Origin of the sequence: Noviherbaspirillum phoenicis, from assembly GCF_047237965.1 — a bacterium.
Lineage (GTDB): Bacteria > Pseudomonadota > Gammaproteobacteria > Burkholderiales > Burkholderiaceae_D > Noviherbaspirillum_A.
The window spans coordinates 2030260-2054891 of sequence record NZ_JBDFLX010000001.1; the positions used below are offsets into that span (position 1 = coordinate 2030260).

Below are 24632 nucleotides of genomic sequence, written 5' to 3' on the forward strand. Positions count from 1 at the left end.
TCAGCGCTTCGCCACGGCCGCGCTGTTGTCGGCGATGATGCGGGCGATGTCCTGCTCGGCCTCGCGGTCGGCGGCATCGAATACCCGGGTCTCGTAGGCCGGCGCGGTGCGGGCCGCGCCGCTGGAGGTGAGGGAGGTGCCTTCGGCATGGGCGATGTCCACCTTCACTTCCATCGACAGGCCGATGCGCAGCGGCTTTTCAGCCAGCTCCTTCGGGTCGAGCTTGATGCGCACCGGCACCCGCTGCACCACCTTGATCCAGTTGCCGCTGGCATTCTGCGCCGGCAGCAAGGCAAAGGCGGCGCCGGTGCCGGCGGCCAGGCCCACCACCTGGCCGTGATAGACCACGTCGTCGCCATACAGGTCCGAATGCAGGGTCACCGGCTGGCCGATGCGCATCTGCGCCAGCTGGCCTTCCTTGAAATTGGCGTCCACCCACAGCGCATCCAGCGGCACGATGGACAAGAGCGGCGCGCCGGGCGCGACACGCTGGCCGACCTGCACCGAGCGCCGCGCCACATAACCTGTGATAGGCGCCGGCAGCTTGGTGCGGGCATAGGCGAGGTAAGCCGAGCGCACCTGGGCGGCGGCGCGCAGCACATTCGGATTCTCGGCCACCGGCGTGCTGCTGGTCAGCGCCTGGTTGGACGCCAGCTGCTCGCGCGCGGCCTGCAGCGCCGACTCCGCCGCCTTTACGGCATTGCGCGCATGCTCGATATCCTCGCCGGACACGGCGCCGGTGCCGGTCAGGCGGGTGCGGCGCGCCAGGTCGTCGCGGGCGCGCGCCAGCTCGGTGCTGCGCAGCGCGATGTTGGCATTGAGCGCGCCGGTGTTGACGAACAGGGTGCGGGTTTCGCGCACGGTCTGGGCCAGCTGCGCTTCGGCCTGGGCCAGCGCCACCTTGGCGTCGGCCGGATCGAGTTCCACCAGCGGCTTGCCCATTTCCACCCGCTCGGTGTCGTCGGCATGGATGGCGATCACGGTGCCGCCGACCTGGGGCGTGACCTGCACCACATTGCCGGCGACATAGGCGTCGTCGGTGCTTTCGAAATGGCGGGCGAAGATGAACCACCAGATGCCGTAGGCCACCAGCGCGGCCAGCACCAGCAGGGTGAAGCCAATCAGGAAGACACGGCGCTTGCCGTTGCGGGCCGGGGCCGGCGTTGGGGCCGGCGCTGCCTGTGGAGCGGAACTTTGCATGGTCATGATGCGGATTTCGATGAGGAAGAGGATTGTTCGGTGACTGGGAGCCTGCGCGGCAGAAGGGTCGGCGGCTGCAACGCGCGAGAAAACGGTCCAGTTTGGCACCCCCAACTGCGCCCAGGGGGCCACCCTGGGCTTGTTGGCGCTACCAAACCGTCCTCGTTTTTCGCGCGTTTCGCTACGCCGCCTTCTACCGCGCAGGCTCCCAGGCCGGCGGCATCGGCATCGGCATCGAAGCCGCCGCCCAGCGCCCGGATCAGGTTTACGCGCAGGTCGGCGCGGCGCGCCTGGTTTTCCAGCTCGACCTTGCGCTGCACGATCAGCGCCAGTTCGCTGGCCAGCACCGGCAGCATATTGGTGGTGCCGACCCGCTCGCGCTCGCGCGCCAGGCGCAGCGCATTGCTGGCGGCCTGGGTGGCGGCCCGCTGATGGCCGCCCTGCGCCTCGGCGGCGCGCAGCGACTGCACCTGGTCGGCCACGTCGCGCAGCGCATCCACCAGCGTCTGGTTATAGCCGGCGACGGCATTGTCGTAACCGGCGACCCGGCCCTTGAGCTGCGCGCGCAAGCGGCCGCCTTCGAACACCGGCAGGCGAATCGCCGGGCCAATGCCGACGATGCGGCTGCCGGCTTCCAGCAGGCGCGGCAGCGACAGCGTGGAAAAGCCGGCGAAGGCGGTCAGGTTCACGTTCGGATAGAACTGCGCCTTGGCGCTGGCAATCTCGCCCTGCGCCGCCTCGACCCGCCAGCGGCTGGCGACGATATCGGGCCGGCGGCCCAGGAGGCCCAGCGGCAGCTGGTCGGGCAAGGCCGTCGCCGAGTCCGGCGGCAGCGCCGGCGCCGCAATCGCCAGGCCGCGGTCCGGGCCCTTGCCCGTCAGCGCCGCCAGCTGGTTGCGGGTCAGCGCCATCGCTTCCTGCCACTGCACGATCTCGGCGCGCAAGCCTTCCAGCTGCTGGCGCGTCTGTTCGCTCTCGCTTTCGGTGTCCAGGCCGGCCTTGAAGCGCAGCGCGGTCAGGCGGCCGAGCTTTTCACGGGCCACCAGCTGCTGCCGGGTCAGTTCCAGCTGGGCGTTCTGGCGCGCCAGCTGCAGCCAGGCGCGGCTGATGGCGGCTGTCAGCGTCAGGCGCGCGCTGTACTGCTCGGCGTCCACCGCCCGGCCCTGCGCCAGCGCGGCGCGCAGCTCGGCATCGTGCCGGCCCCAGAAGTCCAGTTCATGGGAAAAATTCAGCGCAAGCTGGGTGTCGGCCTTGTATTCGCCAGCCAGCGGCGGCGGAATCAGCCCGGTTTCGGTGTAGCGCTGGTAAGTGCTGCTGAGGCCGGCGCCCACGGTGGGCAGGCGGTTGGCGCGGCTCAGGTCGACGGCAGCCTGCGCCGAGGCCAGGCGCGCCGCGGTGACCTGCAGGCCGGGATTGTCGGCCAGCGCTTCTTCCACCAGGGCACGCAGCGGCGCGCCGCCAAGCTGGGCCACCCAGTCCAGGGTGGGCCAGGCGCCGCCCTGGGCCGGCAGGCTGGCGGCAGCGGATAGGTCGGATGGCGTCTGCAACTGCTTGCTGCTTTCTATGCCCTTGAAGTTGGCGCAGGAAGACAGCAGCAGCGCGCCAGTCAGGGCGACGGCGCCGGCCTTGATCCTGCCGGATCGCATTGGCGTGAATCTCGTCATGCTGTACTCGTGGAAATGTTCGGATAGGGACCGGATGACCCGGCATCATGCGCCAGGAAATGCCAGAAGGATGTTTCAATGTCGGCTTTAATTGACTAGGCAGTAATATAGCCGAAACATGGAAAGCAGAACCGCAAAACAATACTTCCCTGCGTTTATGCCGTCAACGCGCAGAAAAACGGTACGAGTCTGTTCCAGGCGGGAGTGTACGTTGCCCCGCCAGCCGGATAAATGCTGCGGATGGCAATGCATTATTGTCTTGAGGGAAACAATGATGGTGGAAATGCGCGGCCCGCCCTGCCACACCAGGACCTGACCAGCGCAAACGCTCCTGGCGCGTGAAGCAGACACGCCAGAAGCACGCTCTGGCGCTGTCAGAAGCGATAGGTGACGCCGGCCCTGATGACCGGATATACGCGGAAGTTATCGACCTTGTCGCTGAGGCTGGCGCGCTCGACATTGATATCCTCGGCAAGTTGGGCGCACATCGGCTGCGGCAGGCTGCAGCCGGTGGTCGCCAGCGCCACGCGCGGCCTGCCTTGCAGCATGGCGCCCACATCCACGGCCACACCCCAGCGTTTTTCCGCCTTGGGCGCCCTGCCCCAGCCGAGCCCGAGATAGGGCGCGAGATGGCGGAAATCGATGCGGCCATCCAGCCTGCCGGCTTCCGACACGCTGTATTGACGGTTATTGATCATGTAGCTGCCACTGGCATTGGGCAGGCCGGCGGCATCGATCCGGTTGCCATTGAACATCAGGCCACTGGTCAGACGAAAGCCCTGGTCGACCGGGTAATAGTCCAGCAGCAGGTCGATGGTGCGCAGCCTGAGCTGGAAATCGTAGTCGACGGAACGGGTACGCTCGGACTTGTCATGTTCGAGCAGGCTTGCGCCCACGCGCAGGCTCAGCCTGTCGCTCAAGGGAGTGGCGACATGCAGCGCAAGTCCGGTCGTACCGGCCGACACCGAGAGGTCGTGATCCATGGCAAATCCAATAACCGGAAAGGCGACAGTAGCGGCAAGACAGAAAACAAACTTATTCATTTATGACAATTTCCAGGAAGATAACACCAAGAAAACAACTTTTAACGACATTCGCCATTATAAAATTTATTTCCTGGAGACAATGAAAAATTGCGGCACAGAAACTTTCCGTTGTTTTTATACGGCAATTTATTTCTTCAAGGATACAAAATTCCTGATCTGCGCTATGATGCGTCCGTCTCCTCCTTCCTGTAAGGGAACGGGTTAGCCCGCGGCCGCAAGGCAACGCGGGCTTTTTTTTGTTGTTGGCGGTTCCACCGAAATCAGGCAGAATGCGCGGGCTTCATACAAAAAAATCCATTGCCTGAAGGTGAGGAGACAAAAAAAGCCCGCGTCCAACGACGCGGGCTTTTTCCTTTTCTCCCCGCCTGCTGCGCGGGAACGGCCTGCCCTGCTATCTTCCGGCGTCGACGTCGGCGTCGCCGGGATCGACGGCTTCGACGTTATCCACCCTATCGGTATCGATGTCATTGCCATCGGCCTCGATGCTGTCGCGCGATGCCGCGGCCCGTTCGCCGGTGCCGCCCGAGTCGGAATCGCTGTCGAGATTGGCGTCGCCGACGTCGGGACCTGCGGTGCCGCCAGCCATTGAGGCGTCCGGGTCGGAGGTCGTGCCCATCTCCATGTCCAGGCCGACATCGCGTGAAAGACCCGGCCCCTGCATGTCGCTGCCGGTGTCGGATATATCGCTGGGACCGAGCGCGTCGGTGCCGTGGCCCCGTCCCAGGCTGCGATCCGGGCCGCTGGTGAGATAGTCCGGGTCCAGGGTGCTGTCTGCCATGATCTGCTCCTTTAATGATCGATTGATAAATTTAGATGGGAAGCAGGTGGAACAGTTCGGCCGGCAGGCCTGTGCGGGCTTGCGTGGAATCATCGAAAGTACAAGCGCCGCCCCGGATTTGCGAACAATCAAGCGATTAAAAAAATCGGCGTACTGCCGATGCAAACAAGTTCGATAAGTGATACCTTCGAGAGACCGTTTGCATTTTAATCAGACTATCCGGACAGGATCTGATGAAGAAAGCGCCGCTCTACAGCAGCTCACGCCGCAGTCCTCCCAGACAGCCTGCGTCGCCCTCCGATGGCGAGCCGGCCAGGGAAGGCAGCCACAAGCCTGCTACGCCCTCCCCCGCCGTCGCCGCTGCCAGTGCAGCGCCTTCTCCCGCAACGTCAGTCCACAGCAAGCCGCGCCGCATGCATCGCCTGCGCAGCGTCATGGCGCGCCATGAACGCCTGCTGCTGGTGCTGGGCTCGGCGCTGCTGACCCTGGCGCTGATGATCGCCTGGACCGCCAGCCGGCCGCTGCCACGCGAGCTGAAGCAGGAAGACATCGACGCCGCGGTGCTGCACACCATGCAGGAAAAGGTGATGCCCTCGGCCGAGGCGCGCGCTTTTCGGGCAGTCCATCCCTCGGTGGTGCGCATACGCCAGCTCGGTCACGTCGACGGCAAGGAAGGCGACGTGGTCAAGGGCGTGGGCACCGGCGTGGTCATCCTCGACAAGGGCGTGATCCTGACCAATCTGCATGTGGTGGCCGGCGCCGAGCGGGTGCAGATCACCTTCGCCGACGGCAGCGTCTCGGAAGCCGGCGTGATGAATGTGCAGCCCGAAAACGACCTTGCGGTGCTGCAGGCCAAGACCATCCCGGACGACCTGGTGGCAGCCACCCTGCGCCCCAGCCGCGACCTGGCGATGGGCGACCATGTGATCGCCGTCGGCTTCCCGTTCGGCATCGGCCCGTCGGTGTCGGCCGGCATCGTGTCCGGCCTGAAGCGGGAATACCGCTCGCCGGAAGGCAACAAGATCCTGTCCAACCTGATCCAGTTCGACGCCGCCGCCAATCCCGGCAATTCCGGCGGACCGCTGGTGACGATGGATGGCGAGGTGGTGGGCATCGTGACCGCCATCTTGAACCCTGGCGACCAGGGTGTATTCATCGGCATCGGCTTTGCGGTCCCGATCGAAAACGCGGCGGCGGCGGTCGGCATGTCGCCCTTCTGAACGCAAACGGAACAATCCCATGATAGAACGTCAGACCGGCGGCACCGATGTATCGCGGCAGATGGAGCAGGTGCTCGATGAAGTCAAGAAAGTGGTGGTGGGACAGGACCATTTCCTGGAACGGGTGCTGGTGGCCATCCTGGCCCAGGGCCATCTGCTGGTGGAAGGCGTGCCCGGCCTGGCCAAGACCCTCACCGTGAAAACCCTGGCGCGCACCCTGCGCGGCAATTTCAAGCGCATCCAGTTCACGCCCGACCTGGTGCCGGCCGACCTGGTCGGCACCCGCATCTACAACCAGAAGACCGGCGACTTCTCCACCTCCTTCGGCCCGGTGTTCACCCACCTGCTGCTGGCCGACGAGATCAACCGCGCCCCGGCCAAGGTGCAGAGCGCGCTGCTGGAAGTGATGCAGGAATACCAGGTCACCATCGCCGGCGAAACCCACAAGGTGCCGCAGCCCTTCCTGGTGATGGCGACCCAGAATCCGATCGAGACCGAGGGCACCTATCCGCTGCCGGAAGCCCAGGTCGACCGCTTCATGATGAAGATCCTGGTCGGCTATCCGACCGAGGAAGAGGAATTCGTGATCGCCAACCGGGTCACCGGCCCGGCGCCGTCGGTGGCCGCGGTCACCAGCATGGAACACCTGGCCGAGCTGCAGCGCGAGTGCCGCAACGGCTACGTCGACCCGTCGCTGATCCAGTACGCGGTGCGGCTGGTGGCCGCCACCCGCGAGCCGGAAAGGCTGGGCGTGCGCGACGTGGCGCCCTACCTGACCTACGGCGCCAGCCCGCGCGCCACCATCGGCCTGGTGGAGTGCGCACGGGCGCTGGCCTTCCTGCGCGGCCGCAATTACGCGCTGCCGGAAGACATGGTCGACATCGCGCCCGACGTGCTGCGGCACCGGCTGTCGCTGTCCTACCAGGCGCTGTCGGAAGGCATCAACAGCGACGTGCTGATCCAGCGCATCATGAAGCACCTGCCGGCGCCGGAACGCGCGCTCGAAGCCCATGTCCGCTACGACAACAACGCCTGAAGCCCTGCTGCACCGGCTCGAATGGACCGTGCTGCGACGGCTCGACGGCCTGCTGCACGGCGACTACCGCACCCTGTTCCGCGGCCATGGCGTGGACCTGGCCGACCTGCGGGAATACCAGCACAGCGACGACGTGCGCCATATCGACTGGAACGTTACCGCCCGGCTGCAGACGCCGCATGTGCGGGTCTATAACGAGGAGCGCGAGACCAGCGCCTGGTTCCTGCTGGACCTGACCTCCTCGCTCGACTTCGGTTCAGGCGCGATCAAGAAAGGCGCGATCGCCACCGAACTGGTGGGCGTGCTGGCGCGCATGCTGTCGCGCCACGGCAACCGGGTCGGCGCCGTGCTCTACAGCGGCAAGGTGGAAGCGGTGATTCCGGCCGGCAGCGGGCGCCGCCATGTGCTGCACATCCTGCATCGCATGCTGGCGCTGGCGGAGCAGACCCGCCAGCCGGCGGCGCGGCGCGCCGCGCCGGCGCCGTCCGAAACCCGGCTGCAGGACCTGCTGCAGTCCGCCGGCCATGCCATCGCCCGGCGTTCGCTGCTGTTCGTGATCTCGGACTTCATCAGCGCGCCCGGTTGGGAAAAGCCGCTGGCCCAGCTGTCGCAGCGGCACGAGGTGCTGGCGGTGCGGCTCTACGACCCGCTTGAGCAGGACCTGCCCGACCTGGGCTTTCTGATGATGCAGGATGCCGAAACCGGCGAGCAGCTGTTCGTCGACACCCACGACCGCGGCTTTCGCAAGCGCTTCGCCGCGCTGGCCGAAGCCCGCGAGAACGCGCTGCGCACGGCCTTCTCGCATGCCGGCGTCGACGTGCTGGAACTGTCCACCGAAGACCATCTGATGGACGCGGTGATGCGTTTCGCCGACCTGCGCCGCCGCCGCAGCAGTCTCTCGGCCGGCGGCGTGCTGCCCAAACATCTGGAGCATTAAATGACTTTTCTGTGGCCAGAAATGCTGTTCCTGCTGCTGCTCGTGCCGCTGCTGCTGGGCCTGTACTTCTGGCTGCTGCGACGCAGGAAGCGCATGGCGGTGCGCTACGCCAGCCTGGCCATGGTCAGGGAAGCGATGGGGCCGGCGCAGCGCATGCGGCGCCACATACCGCCGCTGCTGTTCCTGCTTTCAATCATCCTGATGCTGCTGGCCGTGGCCCGTCCGGCGGCGGTGGTCACGCTGCCATCGATGAACGAAACCGTGATCCTGGCCATCGACGTCTCGGGCAGCATGCGCGCCAATGACGTGCAGCCCAACCGCCTCGCCGCGGCGCAGGCGGCGGCGCGCGCCTTCATCGAGGACCAGCCGCAGACCACCCGCATCGGCGTGGTGTCCTTCGCCGGCACCGCCTCGCTGGTGCAGGCGCCCACCCGGGTCAGGGAAGACCTGCTGGCCGCGATCGACCGCTTCCAGCTGCAGCGCGGCACCGCGGTCGGCAGCGGCATTCTGGTGTCGTTGAAGGCGCTGATCCCGGAAGTCGAATTCGACCTGCAGTCGGACAATCCGCGCCCGGCCAAGCGCGAAGGCGGCGCCCGCTCGCTGGACAAGCCGGCGGCGCAAGGCCAGGCGCCGGCCCCGGACTTCAAGCCGGTGGCGCCCGGCTCCTATTCGTCGGCGGTGATCATCCTGCTCACCGACGGCCAGACCACCACCGGCCCCGACCCGCTCGAGTCGGCCAAGATGGCCGCCGAGCGCGGCATACGCATCTTCACGGTGGGCGTCGGCACGGTCAACGGCGAGATCCTGGGCGAGGAAGGCTGGTCGATGCGGGTGCGCCTGGACGAGGATGCGCTGAAGGACATCGCCAAGACCACACACGCCCAGTACTTCTATGCCGGCAATGCCACCGACCTGACCAACATCTACAAGTCGCTGAACTCGCGGCTGGTGATGGAAAAGAAATCGACCGAGATCACCGCGCTCTTTTCGGCGGTGGCCGCCTTCCTCGCGCTGCTGGCGGCCGGCCTGTCGATGCTGTGGTTCAACCGGATACTGTAGCGGCCGCCCGCTGATGGCGGCAGGCGCATCATGCCCTGCGGTGCCCTCTTCCGCTGTGGAACGTCCTGCAGGCGACAGCCGTGCTGCGGGCCGAAGTCACTGCGCCATATACCCGTCTAACCATCCCCGAACAGCGCCTGCCTGAGCGCTTCGGCAAAGGTCAGCGCCGCCACCGGCAGGGTACGGCCGGCACGCGCCACCAGCTGCAGCCGGCTGCCGGCCAGCGCCGCATCGGTCAGGGGCAGGCTCACCAGCTCCCCCAGCGCGCAGTCGCGCCGGGTGCCGGCTTCGAACTGGAAGCACAGCGCATCGCCGTGGCGGGCGAATGCCTTGATGGTTTCCACCGAGCTGGACTGGACCACCGTACGCAGCTTCAGCCTCGATCTGGCGATGTGCGCATCGATCAGCCGGCGGCTGCCGAAGGAGGTGTCGCCCAGCGCGACCGGATAGGCCTGGCAGTCGGCCAGGCGCAGGCTGCGGCGCGACGCCAGCGGATGGTCGGGCCGCATCATCACATGCAGCGGTTGCGCCATGTCGGCCAGCAGCTTGACCTGCGGCGGCGGCGGCGGATCATGCGCCACCACCAGTTCGACCTCGTCCTGCATCAGCGCCGCCATCAGGCTCTGCGTTCCGCCCACCTGCAAATGAAACTGCACGCCGGGATGCCTGGCCTGCCAGCCGGCGACGATGCGCGGGACGATGTCGGTGCCGACCGACTCCGCGCAGCCCAGCCGCACCTCGCCGCGCATCAGGCCGCGCAGCTGCTCGACCTGGCTGGTGGCCGATTCCAGCTCGGACAGGCTGCGCCGCACGAACGACAGCATCACCTCGCCGGCGGCGGTCAGGCGCACGCCGCGCGGCAGCCGCTCGAACAGCGGCGTGCCCAGGTCTTCCTCGGCCTCCAGTATCTTGCGGTTGAGCGCGGTCGACGCCACATGCAGCGCCTCGGCCGCCTTGCGGATCGAGCCGGCGCGTGCGACCGCGTCGAGATACACATACAGCCGGGGCGGATGCAGCATCCCTACTCCATTTCGCTTTCATGCCAGCGCGACAGCGCCAGCCGCGACAGCGTCACCATCAGGCCGAACAGCAGCACGCCGGTGACCGTGATCATCAGCAGCGCCGCAAACAGCCGCGGTATGTTGAGCTCGAAGCCGGCCTGCAGGATCTGGTAGGCCAGGCCGGTGCCGCTGCCGCCGGTGCCGGCGACGAACTCGGCCACCACCGCCCCAATCAATGCCAGGCCGGACGAGATGCGCAGGCCGCCGAAGAAGCTGGGCAGGGCGCTCGGGATGCGCAGCCGCACCAGCGTCTGCCAGCGGGTGGCGCGGTTGAGCCTGAACAGGTTCAGCAAACCGGGGTTGACGCTGCGCAGCCCGAGCACCGTATTGGAGATGATGGGGAACAGGGCCATCATGGTGGCGCAGATGGTCAGCGCCGGCAGCGGCGTCTTGACCCAGATGATGATCAGCGGCGCAATGGCCACGATGGGCGTGACCTGCAGCAGGATCGCATAGGGAAACAGGCTGGCCTCGACGATGCGGTTCTGCACGAACAGGAAGGCAGCCGCCACGCCCAGCACCACCGCCAGCGCAAAGGCCAGGAAAGTGATGCGCAGCGTCACCAGCAGCGCGCCGAACAGCAGCGGCCAGTCCGCCACTAGGGTCTTGAAGATGGCCGACGGCGTTGGCACCAGGTAGACCGGCACCTCGAAGGCGGTGCACAGCGCCTGCCACAGCAGCAGCAGCAGTGCGCCCACGACCAGCGGCGCGACGATGCGCTGCGCATGCGGATTGGCCAGCAGCGGCCGGCGCGCCGGCGCCGGCGCCGGCGCGGAAGATGGGGATGTCATCACGGTCTCCATGGTCAGAGCTGGTTGGCCTCGACCAGCAGCGCCGACAGCTGCTGGCAATAGCCCAGGAATTGCGGCGACACGCGAAACGCCTCGTCGCGCAGCAGCGGCCCGTCGATCGGCACTTCGGCAATCACGCGACCCGGACGCGCCGCCATCACCACCACCTTGCTCGACAGGTAGACCGCTTCGTAGATGCTGTGGGTGACGAACACCACGGTGATGTCGCGCTCGGCCCATAGGCGGCGCAGGTCCGCATCGAGCTTGTTGCGGGTGAACTCGTCGAGCGCGCCGAAGGGCTCGTCCATCAGCAGCAGGTTGGGCCGGGTCGCCAGCGCGCGGGCAATGGAGGCGCGCATCTGCATGCCGCCGGACAGCTCGCGCGGGTAGGACTTGCCGAACTTTGCCAGGCCCACCAGTTCCAGCGCCTCATCCACCCTTGCCGTGCTTTCGGCACGCGGCACGCCGGCCAGGTCCAGCGGCAGCCGCACATTGTCTTCCACCCTGGCCCAGGGCATCAGCGTGGCTTCCTGGAACACCATGGCCAGCGTGCGGCCCGGCGTGTTCACGGTCGCCATGCTGCCGCCCCACCAGCGTATCTGGCCGGCCGACGGCGTCTCCAGGCCGGCGTACATCTTCAGAAGCGTGCTCTTGCCGCAGCCCGACGGCCCCAGCAGCGACACGAATTCGCCGCGCCGTATTTTCAGGCGCACCCGGTCCAGCGCATGGGTGCCGTTCGGATAGGTCTTCTCGACCTGGTTGGCCAGCAGCAGCACATCGTCATCCACGCTGTCGGGCGCTGGCGCCTTGGCGACGCCGGATAGATCTTCACGCTTCATGCCTGCCTCCTAGGATTGCCTGACCGGTATCTGGGTCGATACGCGGAACACTTCGTCCTCGCCTTCGCGCTGCAGCAGTTCCAGCAGCATCTTGCGCATCAGCAGGCCCGGCTTGTCCGACTCCATGTGGAATTCCTGGCGCCGCCGGGTATCCATGCAGGCATCGGCATCGGTCGCCTCGAGGATCTCGCGGTCCTCGTCCGTGATCGGGCGGTCCCAGGCTATGAGCTCCTGGGTCGAGCAGTCTTCCTCGCTGTCGTTGCGGTACAGCCACTGCGCCAGCATCATGGTGTCGTCATCGATCGGGGTGGCGCAGTTGTAGATGATGTGATGGCGGCCCGAGGCCGGATAGACGCAGCCGAAGCGGCGCGAGAACGGCATGAACCAGCGGTTGATCAGATGGCGTTCGGTCACGGGCTCGGTGGTGCCTGTGATGCGGTGGCTCTGCTCGGGATTGCGAATCGGCACATGGGTCTCGGCCTCGAAGCCCCAGTCATTGGGACGGAACTCGTATTTCGACGGCAGCGGCTTGTCCATCATCCCGAAATTGGCCTTGTGCACAAAGCTGAAATGGGAATTGTCGAAGGAGTTCTCCATCATGCGGAACGGGCTGGTGTTCCATTTCTGGTAGAACTGGTGGATGCGGCGGTAGGCCGGATCGCCCTCTTCCGGAAAATGCGGTATCGGTTGCAGCGGCTCTTCCAGCGCCACCCAGGCATAGCCGTATTTCTCCTCGCAGCGATAGGCCGGCACGCAGGCGCCGCGCGGTATGTTGCCGTCGGGGTTCTGCGGAATGCGCACGCAGGCGCCCTCGCCGTTATAGGTCCAGCCGTGATAGCCGCAGACGATATTGCCGCGTTCCACGAAGCCCTTGGAGAGTTTCGCGGTACGGTGGCAGCAGCGGTCCTTCAGCGCGGCCGGCGTGCCGTCCTCTTTCAGGAACAGCACGATGTCCTCGCCCATCAGCCGGAACGGCTTCGGGCCGTCCTGCAGGTGCGCAACCGGCATGATCGCGTACCAGAATTTCCTGAGCACTTTCTGCTTGGTGGTCAACATCTTCATCACTCCTGTTGCTGGCGGGCCCTGCCCGCCCCGGCCGGCGCGCCGTTGTTGGTCGCCTTCGCCGGTCTAACGGCCGCATGCCTGGCAGGGCGGCCGAGATGTTTGCGCATCGTTACGGCATGACCTTCAGGTCTTTCACGAACTGGGTGGTGTAGGCCTTCTTCCAGTCTGCCTCCGCCTTGAGCAGGCCGGCCTCGACCATGAAGTCGTAGGTCTTCTTCCAGCGCGCGTCCGACATCGTGCCTATGCCCTGTTTCGCCGCATCGCCGCCGCCGATGAAGTTGAATTCCTTGAGCTTCTCCATCGCGAAGGCGAGCTGGTCATCCTTCATGTTCGGGTTTTCCTGCTTGATCAGCGCATTGGCCGCGGCCGGGTCGGCCATGTAGCTCTTCCAGCCTTCCATGCTGGCTTTCACGAAGCGTGCCACCACGTCCGGCTTGTCCTGCACCGTCTTGTTCATGGTGACGATGGTGGTGCCGTAAGGCGGATAGCCGTCACTGGCGAACAGGAAGAATTTCGACTTCACGCCGGCCTTCATCGCCTGGAACGGTTCGGATGAGGGATAGGCCTGCTGCGCGGTATTGGCATCGGCCATGAAGGGCTGCAGGTTGAAGGTATAGGGCCGCGACTGGGCGTCGGTCAGGCTGTAGCGGCTTTTCAGCCACGGCCACCAGGTGGTGCGGCCCGAGGTCGACACCAGGACGGTCTTGTTGTTCTTCAGGTCGGCCAGGCCATTGACGTCGTCATGGGTCAGCATGCCCTGCAGATCGGTCTGGAAGGAAGCGGCGACGGTCGTCACCGGCAGGCCCTGCTCCACGCTTTTGAGCACCTGCAGGTCATAGCCCATCAGGAAATCGGCCTGGCCGCTGGTGAGCAGCTGCATGCCATTGACCTGCGGGCCGCCCATCTTGATGGTCACGTCCAGTCCATGCTTCTGGTAGATGCCCTTGGCCAGCGCCTGATAAAAGCCGCCATGCTCGGCTTGCGCGTACCAGGACGTCAGGAAGGTCACCTTGTCGGCGGCCATGGCGCTCGCGGCGCTGAGCGTCAGCAGCAGGCCACAGGCGGCATGCCGCAGCCGACGGAATGAGGGCGTCGTAGTCATGTTGATGCTTTCTTTATGAGAAGGGGCGAACAGGAAAAACCGCAGCCGGGCGGCTGGGCGGGACTCACGGGAAAAGGTGTCACAGCGTTCATTGCATCTCTCTCTTGAATTCAGGATGGCCCGATATCAAGCGCCCATCGGTGATGGACGCGCGGATCTCTCCGCAAGAGCAATGCCCCGCATTCCAGAGGCTGGAACACTAGCCGCTTCTACCCTTTCTTTGTTGTTGCAAGGGCTGTGCCAGGGTAATGCGGGAGAAAGTGAGGGTGCGATGCACGGTTATGGAGCGGGGCGCACCGGAGTGGGTCGAAGTGGCAACCATGGGAATTGCCTTTTGATGCGGCCCTTGCTGCCGCCCTCTTGCTGCGGGCCGGTTTGCCCAGACACAGCGCCCTGGCGCGCCAGCGCTTACATACACCAGCAGGTTCAATGTGGCTCAGGCAAACCACGACGCGTGCAGCAACGCGGTTGCAGGAGCGTTGGCAGATGCCATACCCATACCCAGGTGCAATCGCATGAACGCATGTCGCCGGTGAATTACTCCTCGTTCAACGTCGGTTTGGCTTCGCCAACGGCAAGAAGGATGGCCACAGCGAATATGGGTCCAATGGCAAGCGTCATGAATGCGGCCGGGAACGAGTGCGTCGACTGAAAAACCGCACCGACGACTAAGGGAACCGCCACGCTGCCAAGCTGCCAGAATGCATTGGTCAGCCCTGTTGCGGAACCAGCAAGCGCGGGGCCGGCTGCGTCTGCCACCATCATGGCAAGCAATGGACTGTACGCAAAGGCCGTGACGCCCAGAAAGGGGGCAATGAACCGGAACTGCGCGGCGTCGTGAAGGGAGCCAAAAGCCAGCAACAGCAAGGCAAAGCCGAGCAGGCACGCCACCACGAGCGGCTTGCGCTTTCCACCAAGCCAGTCGGACAGCAAACCGATGAGTGGCTTGGAAAAAATCGCCCCGACGCCAAACAGCATGGTGATCCCTCCTGCTTCAGGAACCGACAGGCCATGCCCCTTGTTCATCAGGGCATTCGCCCAGAATGTGAAGCCCCAGGTGCCCCACATGGCGCCAAAGCCCGCGACAGCCAGCAGCAACAAGTCCCAATTCTTGAACAAGCTACCGACAAGAAGGCGGTGGCGGGGAGCTTGTCCTGAAAGCGGCCCGTCACGCACCAGCGCAAGGCAGCAAAGCCCGAACACAACGGTCGCGATGCCCATGCCCTCATAGATCCGGTGCCACGATTGCGTGCCAAGCAGCCTGGGAATAAGGGCATTGGTCAGCACCACGGCGAGGGAAGTCGCCGTCATGAGCAGGCCGATTGCACGTCCGCGGCTCTTGATGTCGAACCAGGCGGCGGTCAGCTTGACGCACGCCGAGTAATCGCAGCCGGCGGCGAGCCCCATCATCGCCTGGAGCGCCAGGCCGGCCGGCACTGACGAAACTTGCCCGAAAAGACAGGTGCATAGTCCAAGCAGCAGCAGCGACAAGGTCAAGGCCTTGCGTGGGCCGAACAGGTCAGTAGCAATTCCGCCGCCCACATTCGCCGCCACGTAGCCAACATAAAACGCGGTGACGAACACCCCCAGTGCGCCGATCTGCAGCCCGAGCGACTGTCCTACGGTGGCGGCCAGGTTTCCCCAGGCCAGGCGGTCGACGAAGGTGATCAGCAAGGCTCCCCACGCACATGCGAGGACCAGCCAGCGATAGGCGGAAGCTTTCGCGCGCATCTGGCTTGCCAGCGCGTCCTGCGCCAATCCTCGTGTCACCGCTGTCATCATGTCTCCCTTTCTGCAGCCTGTCATGGAACCCGCAAGGAAACCCCGGAAGTGCCGCTCAGGCGCGGCAGGGTGCTATTGGGTGGCGATTTCCCCGTGCATCGATCGAACCCGACGCTGGCCAGGCAGACGCGTTGGCGAGCAACTCATTGGTGAGTGATTAACGATGATGATCAAAAGGATCGGTGAAGCAGCGGGCTTTGCAAGCACGGCGGCAGATCAAGGGCGTTGCACGACATCACTAACCAGCCAGGCCCTGTGGCTTACTGCGGGTCTTGAACCGGATCTTCATTGCAATGCCCTATGTACCGGGGCCGACGCATGCATCCATTTCTCGGGCAGTGCCCGATCTGGCAGAACTGGCATTCCAGTCGGCATGGAATCGCGCCAGCCCGCGCCGCCTCGCCCGCAGCGAATTCACTATGGGCGCCTATCCACCCTGCCGTGACCGTGGATAGCGTGCCACGCCGCGGCGGATAAGCGGAAGCCGCCAGGCCTTGCTTGTCATGCCAAAGACCTTATCAACGCCCGCCAGGCCCGGCCAGCACCGTATCCGGCAGCCGCCACGCAAACAGGAACGAGCAGCAGGACAAGGCTGCGCTGATGAAGAAGATATGGCTGAACGACTGGCTCACCGCGGCTGCCACCTGAAGACGTTCGTCGCCGGACAAGCGGGCCAGCGCGCCGCTGACCAGGTCCTTCATCATCTCGCCGCCGCCCACCGTGCCCGCCAGGTGCGGCGCGCTGGCCTGCAGCGCCGACAGCAGCATTGCGGTCAGCACCGCCACGCTGATAGCCGCGCCCAGCGAGCGCGAGAAGGCCGCGGTGGCGGTGGCCACACCGATGTCGCGGCGCGCCACCGCGCTCTGCACCGCCACCAGCGCGGTCGGAAACTGCAGGCCGATGCCCACGCCGATGGCCACCATCAGCACGCCGCTGAGCAGATACCGCTCCGGTCCGAGCAGGCCCAGGCCTGCGATGCCAAAGGGCACGATGGCTGCGCCGATGCGCTGCAGCGGCCGGAAACGGCCGGTGCGCGCCATCAGCTGGCCGCCGGTGTAAGCGCCCAGGGGAATGGCCAGCGTCAGCGGCACCAGCTGCAGCGCCGCGCCGTCGGCGCCGCTGCCGGTCAGCATCTGCAGGCGCAGCGGGATCAGCACCGACAGCGATACCACCTGCGCAAAGGCGATGAAGAGGATGCCGCAGCACAGCACCACCGTGGGAATGCGAAACAGATACAGCGGCAAAATGGGCTCGGCCGCCAGCGCCTGCTGGCGCAGGAAGACGGCCAGCACGGCCAGCGCGCCGCCGAACAGCGCCAGGTTGCGCGTCTCGTCCCAGGCCACGCCCTGACCGATGCGCGTGATGCCAACCAGCAGCGCGGTCAGGCCCACCGACAGCAACAGCGCGCCGAGATAATCGATGCGTCGCTCCACCCGCGGCGGCGACAGCGCGGCCAGCGCGCGACGCGAGACAAGGAATGCCGCCAGGCCGAGCGGCAAGTTGATCCAGAACACCCAGCGCCATGACAAGTAGTGCGTCAGCACCCCGCCCAGCAGCGGCCCGGCGACGCTGGCCACCGCATAGGTGCCGCTGACATAGCCTTGATAACGGCCGCGTTCGCGCGGCGACACCACGTCGGCGATGATGCCCTGCGAGATCGAGATCAGGCCGCCGCCGCCCAGCCCCTGCAGCACCCGGCCAACCACCAGCATCGCCATCGAGGTCGAGAGCGCGCATAGCACCGAGGCCACCAGGAAAATGCCGATCGACACCGACAGCATCAGCCGCCGCCCATAGAGGTCGCCGAGCTTGCCGTAGATCGGCGTGATCACCGCCACCGCCACCAGATAGCCGGACACGACCCAGGCCAGCCAGGCGAAGCCGCCCAGTTCGGCCGACAGCACCGGCAAGGCAACCGAGATGATGGTCTGGTCCAGCGCGCCCATCAGGATGGCGAGCAGCACGCCGATGATGATGGAGCGGACCTGGGCATGGGTAAAGGCGGGACGTTCGGTTGCGGCGGGCTGGGACAGATCGGTCATGATGCGAGGATGGCGGACGCGGGTGGCATGGCAAGGCGGCAAGTATCGCAGATTGGCGCGGCGGGCGTATTGCGGCGAATCGGGCGGGCGCATGACGCGCCGAAAGGGAAGAACAGCGTCAATTCCTGAAACGATGGGAATTTTTTTGGTAATTACATAAGCAAGCGGGCGGCCCGTTGCACAAAGCAGGCCATCGCTTTCCCTGTTCTTCCCAAGCAAAGGATCACCATGAAATTCGAAAACAACAGCAGCAAGCAATTCCAACCACGCGGCAATAATGCGGGAGTCCAGTTGGATGACACAGCCCTCGATGCGATTTCCGCTGGCGACAAGGATGCAGTCAAGGTGCTGTTAGCACCTATTGCCGCGATGATCGACGACGCAATTAACGCCATTGCTGCTATTTTCAAAAAAAAGTAGCCCAATCAATTCTGAAACGGATGATGCGAAGTGCCGACGTGGCGTGGCACTTCCTATCTTGCCATGGCACATGGAAACATGCCGTTGCTGGAAGCACTAGACCGCTGCCTTTCATCGAAACTGGCACCTTTTTCAATCAAGGTCGAGATTCCTCGGCTGTCCTGCAGACGCAGTGGCCAAGCTGCACCGCCTGCATGCCATTCCTACATTGTTTTCAGTAATTGTCCTATGGCGTGCCTGACTGCCCTGTCCTAGCCTGAAATGGGGCAAGGTAAAACAAGGAGGACGCCATGCAGAGAAGCCTGTGGAAAGGCGCGATCAGCTTCGGCCTGGTTCATATCCCGGTACAGATGTTTTCCGCCGAGGACCGCGGCCACGAGCTCGATCTCACCATGCTGGACAAGCGCGACTTCGCGCCGATCGGCTACAAGCGGGTCAACAAGGACACCGGCAAGGAAGTCGACTGGGACGACATCGTCAAGGGCTACGAATACGAGAAGGACCATTTCGTCGTGCTGTCGCCGGAAGACCTGCGGCGCGCCAATGTCGAAGCCACCCAGACCGTGGACATCATGACCTTCGTCGATGCCGCCGAAGTGCCGGTGGTGTACTTCGAGCATCCCTATTACCTGACGCCCGACAAGGGCGGCGAGAAAGTGTATGCCCTGCTGCGCGAGGCGCTGTCCCGCTCCGGCATGATGGGCATTGCCCAGGTGGTGATACGCGCCCGCCAGCATCTGGTCGCGTTGCTGCCCATGGGCGACATGATCGTGATGAACACGCTGCGCTACAACGACGAGATCCGCAGCGTAGACGACTTCGAACTGCCGCGCAGCAATAGCCGCAAGCTGGCGCTGCAGGAAAAGGAAATCGAGATGGCGCTGGCGCTGGTCAAGGGCATGGCCGGCGACTTCGCGCCCGCGGACTATCACGACACCTACCGCGAAGACGTGCTGGCCCTGGTGCAGCGCAAGATCAAGGCCAACCAGACCAGGCTCATCACGCCGCCCGAAGCCGAAGAGGAAGCGCCGGCCCGTGGCGACAATATCGTGGACCTGATGGCGCTGCTGCGGGAGAGCGTCAACAGCCGAGGCAAGCCGGCCGCGAGGAAGGCGCCCGCAAAAAAGGCGGCGAATCATGAACCCGCCAGGAAAACCCGGGCCCGCGCATGACACTCGATAAATATGACGCCAAGCGCGATTTCAGCAAGACGCCGGAGCCACGCGGTGAAATGGCCCAGTCCGGCTCCCGGCTGTCATTCGTGATCCAGAAGCATGCGGCCAGCAAGCTGCATTACGACTTCCGGCTTGAGCTGGACGGTACGCTCAAGAGCTGGGCCATTCCCAGGGGCCCCAGCCTTGATCCGAAGGAGAAGCGGCTGGCAGTCCACGTGGAAGATCACCCAGTGTCCTATGGCAGCTTCGAAGGCACCATACCGGCGCATGAATATGGCGGCGGCGAGGTCATCGTATGGGACCGCGGCAGCTGGGCGCCGGTTGGCGACCCGGCCGAGGGCTATCGCAAGGGCCATCTGAAGTTCAGGCTGGACGGCGAGAAGCTGTCCGGCGGCTGGGCCCTGCTGCGCATGCGCAGGCCGGGCTCGGACAAGGACAATTGGCTCCTGGTCAAGGAGCGCGACGAGGCCGCGCGCGACGGCCCGGAAGCGGAGATCACGGAGCGCCTGCCGGACAGTGTGTTGTCAGGCAAGGAAATCGGCAAACCGGCGCGGGCAGCCCGGGCCAAAGCCGGGAAAGCCGCGGCACCCGTCCGCGCCGAGGCCAAGCCCAAGGCCGCGAAGCGAGCCAGCCCCGCCAGGACAGGCCAGGGCGTCAAGGCGCCGTTGCCCGCCATGCTGGAGCCGCAACTGGCCACGCTGACCGACCGTGCGCCGGAAGGCGACGACTGGCTGGCCGAGATCAAGTTCGACGGTTACCGCGCCCTGTGCCGTATCGACAAGGGCAAGGCGGTGTTTTATACCCGCGCCGGCAATGACTGGACCGCAAAGTGGCCCGACATTGTGCAGGCCGCCGCACAACTGCCGGCCGACAATGCCTGGCTGGACGGCGAAGTGGTGGCGCTGGATGAAAAGGGCAATGTCAGCTTCCAGATGCTGCAGAACATGGCGCAGCACCGCGGCCGCCTGGCCTACTATGCGTTCGACCTGCCTTACCTGAACGGCTATGACCTGCGCGCAATGCCGCTATCGCAGCGCAAGGAGCTGCTGCGCACGCTGCTGGAGAAGGCCGACCCGGCCGGACCGGTGCGCTACAGCGACCATCTGCAGGGCAAGGTGGCCGACGCCTTTTCGCATGCCTGCATGCATGGCCTGGAAGGCATCATGGTCAAGCGCGCCGATGCGCCCTACGCCGCCACCCGCAGCGAAAGCTGGCTCAAGGTGAAGTGCCAGCAACGCCAGGAGTTCGTGGTGGGCGGCTATACCGACCCGGCCGGCAAGCGCGAGAAGTTCGGTGCGCTGCTGCTGGGCGTGTTCGAGGACGACGGCAGCCTGCGCTACGCGGGCCGGGTCGGCACCGGCTTCAATGCCGACACCTTGCGCGCGCTGCACAAGGATTTTGCCGATCTGGCCACTGATGCGCCGCCGTTTCGCGACCCGCCGAAAAAACGCGGCGCGCCTGGCCTGCACTGGCTGCAGCCCAGGCTGATCGCCGAAGTGAAGTTTGCGCAATGGACCAATGACGGCCTGATACGCCAGGGCGCCTTCATGGGCATGCGCAGCGACAAGCCGGCGCGCGAGATCCGCCAGGAACGGCCGGTGCCGGTGGAAGAGGCCGAGCAGCATGCGCGGGAAGAAGCCGGCGACGCCGCGCCAACTGCCGCCACGACCGCCCGCGCAAAGCGCGGCGCAGGCAATGGCAAGCCCGCGCCAGACCAGGCCGTGGTGGCCGGCGTCAGGCTCAGCCATGCAACCCGCATCCTGTTCAGCGAGGCCCGCGTGACCAAGCTTGACCTGGCGCATTACTACGAAGACATCGCCGACTGGATCCTGCCCCACCTGAAACAGCGGCCGCTGACCCTGGTGCGATGCCCGCAGGGCCATCACTGCTTCTTCCAGAAGCATGCGAACGAGACCACGGCCGAAGGCGTGGGCCGCATCGAAGTGCCTACCGGCGGCGCCACCGCAACCTACATGAGCGCCGGCACCCTGCCCGGCCTGATTAGCCTGGTGCAGATGGGCGTGCTGGAACTGCACACCTGGGGCGCCCGCGAAGGCCATCTGGACCGGCCCGACCGCATGATCTTCGACCTCGACCCGGATGCCGACCTGGAATGGAAGAACGTGGTCGAAGGCGCGCAGTTGGTGCGCTCGCTGCTGCAGGACATCGGCCTGACCAGCTTCGTCAAGACCACCGGCGGCAAGGGCCTGCATGTGGTGGTGCCGCTGGCGCCGCGGCATACATGGGATGAGGTCAAGGCGTTCTCGAAGGCGGTGGCGGCGCAGCTGGAGCAGGTGCTGCCGGACCGATTCATCGCCAACATGAGCAAGGCCAAGCGCGGTGGCAGGATCTTCGTCGATTACTTGCGCAATGCGTCCGAGGCGACCGCGGTGGCGGCCTACTCCACCCGCGCCAAGCCGCATGCGCCGGTGTCGACGCCGCTGCACTGGGATGAGCTGGCCGACAGCGATCTACGCTCGGACCGTTACACCGTGCTGAACCTGCGGCAGCGGCTGGCCGACCTCAAGCAGGACCCGTGGGCGGACTACTTCAAGCTGAAGCAGGAGATCAGCAAGAAGATGCGCAGCAGGTTCGAGGTGTGATGCTGTGATGCTGGCGGGCCTGCGCCTGCGGCCGCTGTTGCCGCAGGCGCAGGCCCGCCAGCCGCAACAGGCTGGCCGCCTCTGGTTCAGTACGTCTCGACGTGGAAACGCCCTTCCTTCACCATCTTTGCATGCAGTGCGGCCCAGTCCATGCCGGACGCGGCGCAGGCTTCGCGCAGCGCTTCCATCACGCCCGCCTCCATGCCCTTCAGGCCGCAGATGTAGACGTAAGTATCGCCGCCGAGCAGCTCGGTCACGGCCGTGCCGGCCTCGCGTATCTTGTCCTGCACATAAGCGCGCGGCTGGTCGGGTTGGCGCGAGAAGGCCAGGTGCATGTCGATGAAGGCCGGCGGCAGCTTGAGCAGCGGTCCGAAGTACGGCAGCTCCTCGGGCGTGCGGGCGCCGAAGAATAGCATCAGCTTGCCGTCCAGCGGCTGGCCCCTGGCGAACATGCGGCGGCGGTGCTCGGTCATGGCGCGCATCGGCGCCGAGCCGGTGCCAGTGCAGATCATCAGGATGTTGGAGCCGGCATGGTTGGGCATCAGGTAATTGGCGCCGAACGGGCCCGTCACCTGCACCTGGTCGCCCTTCTGCAGGTCGCACAGATAGTTGGAGCCGATGCCCCTGACCGCCCTGCCCTCATGGTCCGACACCACCCGTTTCACCGTCAGCGACAAGTTGTTGTAGCCTTCGCGCTCGCCGCCGCGCGGGCTGGCGACCGAGTACATGCGGATGTAGTGCGGCTTGCCGTTCTCATCCAGGCCGGGCGGGATGATGCCGATCGACTGGCCTTCCAGTATCGGAAAGAACTGGTTGCCGAAGTCGAGCACGATGTGATGGATGTCGCTTTCGGTGTCGGCCGCCGTGAGCCGGTAATTGCCGGCGACGGTGGCCGTCACCGGGTTCTTGTTCAGGTACAGGTTGATGTAGGGATGGGCTGCCGACCATGGCGCGATCGCCGAAGTGGGCGACACCGCGGCATTGATCTGCATGCCTTCGGCCAGCGCCTGCTCCACCGCGGTCTCGGCCGGGGTTTCCACCGCGCTGTCTTCCGGCACGTCCTGCTGCGGCGGCAGCTCGTCCCAGCTGAACTGTTCTTCCAGGCTGTAGGCCGCGCTCCTGGGCAGGGTGCGCCAGTGGTCGATCGAGCCGGTGGGGCATGGCGAGATGCAGGCATTGCAGCCGTTGCAGACCGCGGGGTCGACCACGTAGTTGCGGCCGTCATGCGTGATCGCGTCGATCGGGCAGGTCTCCTCGCAGGTGTTGCAGCGTATGCAGACCTCGGGATCGATCAGGTGCTGGCGGATCAGGACAATCTGTTCGGGAGCGTTCATGGGGCTGATTCCATCGAAGGCGCGCCGGACGGCGCGCCTGTGCATTGCTTAATTGAAGCGGACGTACTCGAAGTCCACCGGCTGGCGGTTGATGCCCACCGGCGGCGGCGCGATCCAGTTCGCCATCTTGCCCGGCTCGACCACGCGGCCCATCAGCGAGGCCACATAGGCACGGTCTTCTTCGGTAGGCAGCCAGTTGCGCACGTTCGCAGCCCATTCGGCTTCGGAAATCACGCGGCCGTCCGGCGACACCTTCTGGCCGGCGAAGGTGCCGATGTGGCGGTTGAAGGCCTTGTGCGGCGTGACCAGGCGGAATGCCAGGCCGGCCTTTTCCAGCACCCGGTTCCAGCGCGCCACGCCGGCCACCGAGTCGCGGATGTAGTCGTCGCGCAGCACTTCGTTCAGGGCATTCAACATCGGCACTTCGCGCTCGACCAGCTGGCCGTTGGCGATGTCGAGGATCTTGTACTGGTTGTTCTTCAGCAGATGGTCGTCATCGCGCTTGGTCTCTTCATAGCGGCCCTTCAAGCCCGTGCTGTAGAAGGTGGCCGCATTGGACGACTGGTCCGCGCCGAACAGGTCGATGGTCACGCTGAAGTGGAAGTTCAGGTAACGCTGTATGGTCGGCAGGTCGATCACGCCATGCTTCCTGACTTCTTCCGGGTCCTCGATGCCATGCTGCTTCATGATGGCGGCGGTGCGCGAGAGCACGCGGGAAATGCCCGACTCGCCCACGAACATGTGATGCGCTTCCTCGGTCAGCATGAAGCGGCAGGTGCGCGACAGCGGATCGAAGCCGGATTCCGACAGCGCATTCAACTGGAACTTGCCGTCGCGGTCGGTGAAGTAGGTGAACATGTAGAAGGCCAGCCAGTCCGGCGTTTCCTCGTTGAAGGCTTCGAGGATGCGCGGATTGTCCTGGTCGCCGGAATTACGCTGCAGCAGCGCTTCGGCTTCCTCGCGGCCATCACGGCCGAAATACTTGTGCAGCAGGTAAACCATGGCCCACAGATGGCGGCCCTCTTCCACGTTGATCTGGAACAGGTTGCGCAGGTCATAGTTGGATGGCGCGGTCAGGCCCAGGTGGCGCTGCTGCTCGACCGATGCCGGCTCGGTGTCGCCTTGGGTGACGATCATGCGGCGCAGGTTGGCGCGGTGCTCGCCCGGCACTTCCTGCCAGGCCGACTCGCCCTTGTGCTCGCCGAAATTGACCTTGCGGTTCTCGTCCTGCTGCGCCAGGAAGATGCCCCAGCGGTAGTCCGGCATCTTCACATGGTCGAAGTTGGCCCAGCCTTCCGGGGTCACATTGATGGCGGTGCGCAGATAGACGTCGAAATTGTTCGAGCCGTCCGGCCCCATGTCGCGCCACCACTGAAGGTAGTTGGGCTGCCAGTGCTCCAGCGCGCGCTGCAGGGTGCGGTCTTCCGAGAGATTGACGTTGTTCGGGATCTTTTCGCTGTAGTCGATTGTGCTCACAA

The 24632-nt window shown here is 65.2% G+C and carries 20 protein-coding genes; 7 read left to right on the plus strand and 13 right to left on the minus strand.

The genetic code is table 11. The annotated features are described in order from the left end of the window. The 4 genes from ABC383_RS09290 to ABC383_RS09305 all read right to left on the minus strand — a co-directional run bounded on the left by ABC383_RS09290 (position 1) and on the right by ABC383_RS09305 (position 4688). Positions 1-1200 carry an HlyD family secretion protein gene (locus ABC383_RS09290; RefSeq protein WP_413013352.1) on the minus strand — a complete coding sequence of 400 codons (1200 nt, stop codon included), beginning with the start codon at positions 1198-1200 and terminating at the stop codon, positions 1-3. 2 nt (positions 1201-1202) lie between these two features. Further along, complete coding sequence (locus ABC383_RS09295) at positions 1203-2864, minus strand: efflux transporter outer membrane subunit (RefSeq protein ID WP_413013353.1); 1662 nt, start codon at positions 2862-2864, stop codon at positions 1203-1205. A 374-nt stretch (positions 2865-3238) separates the two neighbouring features. Continuing rightward, a complete protein-coding gene (locus ABC383_RS09300) occupies positions 3239-3847 on the minus strand; it encodes a hypothetical protein (protein WP_413013355.1) in 609 nt (202 codons plus the stop codon). Between the two features lie 454 nt (positions 3848-4301). Further along, entirely contained in the window at positions 4302-4688 is a 387-nt protein-coding gene (locus tag ABC383_RS09305; RefSeq protein WP_413013356.1) for a hypothetical protein, read from the minus strand. A 233-nt stretch (positions 4689-4921) separates the two neighbouring features. Here ABC383_RS09305 and ABC383_RS09310 point away from each other — a divergent pair, with 233 nt between their 5' ends. Genes ABC383_RS09310 through ABC383_RS09325 form a run of 4 tightly spaced genes read left to right on the plus strand, consistent with a single transcriptional unit; the run spans position 4922 to position 8940 of the window. Beyond that, positions 4922-5908, plus strand: a complete 987-nt coding sequence (locus ABC383_RS09310) for a S1C family serine protease (protein WP_413013358.1) — start codon at positions 4922-4924, stop codon at positions 5906-5908. Between the two features lie 19 nt (positions 5909-5927). Further along, positions 5928-6944 (plus strand): AAA family ATPase, encoded by a 1017-nt coding sequence (locus ABC383_RS09315; RefSeq protein WP_413013360.1) that lies wholly within the window; start codon positions 5928-5930, stop codon positions 6942-6944. Next, complete coding sequence (locus tag ABC383_RS09320) at positions 6919-7881, plus strand: DUF58 domain-containing protein (RefSeq protein ID WP_413013362.1); 963 nt, start codon at positions 6919-6921, stop codon at positions 7879-7881. The genes ABC383_RS09315 and ABC383_RS09320 overlap by 26 nt, the downstream gene beginning before the upstream one ends. Further along, positions 7882-8940 carry a VWA domain-containing protein gene (locus ABC383_RS09325; RefSeq protein ID WP_413013364.1) on the plus strand — a complete coding sequence of 353 codons (1059 nt, stop codon included), beginning with the start codon at positions 7882-7884 and terminating at the stop codon, positions 8938-8940. 116 nt (positions 8941-9056) lie between these two features. Here the strand turns inward: ABC383_RS09325 and ABC383_RS09330 are convergent, their stop codons facing one another. The 7 genes from ABC383_RS09330 to ABC383_RS09360 all read right to left on the minus strand — a co-directional run bounded on the left by ABC383_RS09330 (position 9057) and on the right by ABC383_RS09360 (position 17622). Continuing rightward, a complete protein-coding gene (locus tag ABC383_RS09330; RefSeq protein ID WP_413013366.1) occupies positions 9057-9959 on the minus strand; it encodes a LysR family transcriptional regulator in 903 nt (300 codons plus the stop codon). Between the two features lie 2 nt (positions 9960-9961). Next, positions 9962-10792 carry an ABC transporter permease gene (locus tag ABC383_RS09335; RefSeq protein WP_413013368.1) on the minus strand — a complete coding sequence of 277 codons (831 nt, stop codon included), beginning with the start codon at positions 10790-10792 and terminating at the stop codon, positions 9962-9964. Positions 10793-10806: 14 nt separating this feature from the next. Then, a complete protein-coding gene (locus ABC383_RS09340; protein WP_413013370.1) occupies positions 10807-11631 on the minus strand; it encodes an ABC transporter ATP-binding protein in 825 nt (274 codons plus the stop codon). 9 nt (positions 11632-11640) lie between these two features. Next, the gene (locus tag ABC383_RS09345; protein WP_413013372.1) at positions 11641-12687 is read right to left on the minus strand and encodes an aromatic ring-hydroxylating dioxygenase subunit alpha; all 1047 of its coding nucleotides are present in this window, start codon (positions 12685-12687) and stop codon (positions 11641-11643) included. 118 nt (positions 12688-12805) lie between these two features. Then, positions 12806-13798, minus strand: a complete 993-nt coding sequence (locus ABC383_RS09350) for an ABC transporter substrate-binding protein (RefSeq protein ID WP_413013374.1) — start codon at positions 13796-13798, stop codon at positions 12806-12808. Positions 13799-14335: 537 nt separating this feature from the next. Further along, positions 14336-15580, minus strand: coding sequence for an MFS transporter (locus ABC383_RS09355; protein WP_413013376.1), 1245 nt, complete (start codon positions 15578-15580; stop codon positions 14336-14338). 518 nt (positions 15581-16098) lie between these two features. Beyond that, positions 16099-17622 (minus strand): MDR family MFS transporter, encoded by a 1524-nt coding sequence (locus ABC383_RS09360; protein ID WP_413013378.1) that lies wholly within the window; start codon positions 17620-17622, stop codon positions 16099-16101. Positions 17623-17850: 228 nt separating this feature from the next. On the opposite strand from ABC383_RS09360, the gene ABC383_RS09365 reads away from it, so the two are divergent. From ABC383_RS09365 to ligD, 3 genes are all read left to right on the plus strand, one after another. Next, positions 17851-18042: a hypothetical protein gene (locus tag ABC383_RS09365; protein ID WP_413013380.1), complete on the plus strand. Its 192-nt coding sequence runs from the start codon at positions 17851-17853 to the stop codon at positions 18040-18042. Positions 18043-18332: 290 nt separating this feature from the next. Further along, a complete protein-coding gene (gene ku / locus ABC383_RS09370) occupies positions 18333-19214 on the plus strand; it encodes a non-homologous end joining protein Ku (protein WP_413013382.1) in 882 nt (293 codons plus the stop codon). Beyond that, positions 19211-21820, plus strand: a complete 2610-nt coding sequence (ligD, locus tag ABC383_RS09375; RefSeq protein WP_413013384.1) for a DNA ligase D — start codon at positions 19211-19213, stop codon at positions 21818-21820. Before ku ends, ligD begins: the two co-directional genes overlap by 4 nt. 86 nt (positions 21821-21906) lie before the next feature. On the opposite strand, the gene boxA is transcribed toward ligD, so the two are convergent. Together boxA and boxB are read right to left on the minus strand one after the other, a co-directional pair. After that, positions 21907-23154: a benzoyl-CoA 2,3-epoxidase subunit BoxA gene (boxA, locus tag ABC383_RS09380; RefSeq protein WP_413013386.1), complete on the minus strand. Its 1248-nt coding sequence runs from the start codon at positions 23152-23154 to the stop codon at positions 21907-21909. 48 nt (positions 23155-23202) lie between these two features. Next, a complete protein-coding gene (gene boxB / locus ABC383_RS09385) occupies positions 23203-24630 on the minus strand; it encodes a benzoyl-CoA 2,3-epoxidase subunit BoxB (RefSeq protein WP_413013388.1) in 1428 nt (475 codons plus the stop codon). Positions 24631-24632 lie beyond the last annotated feature (2 nt).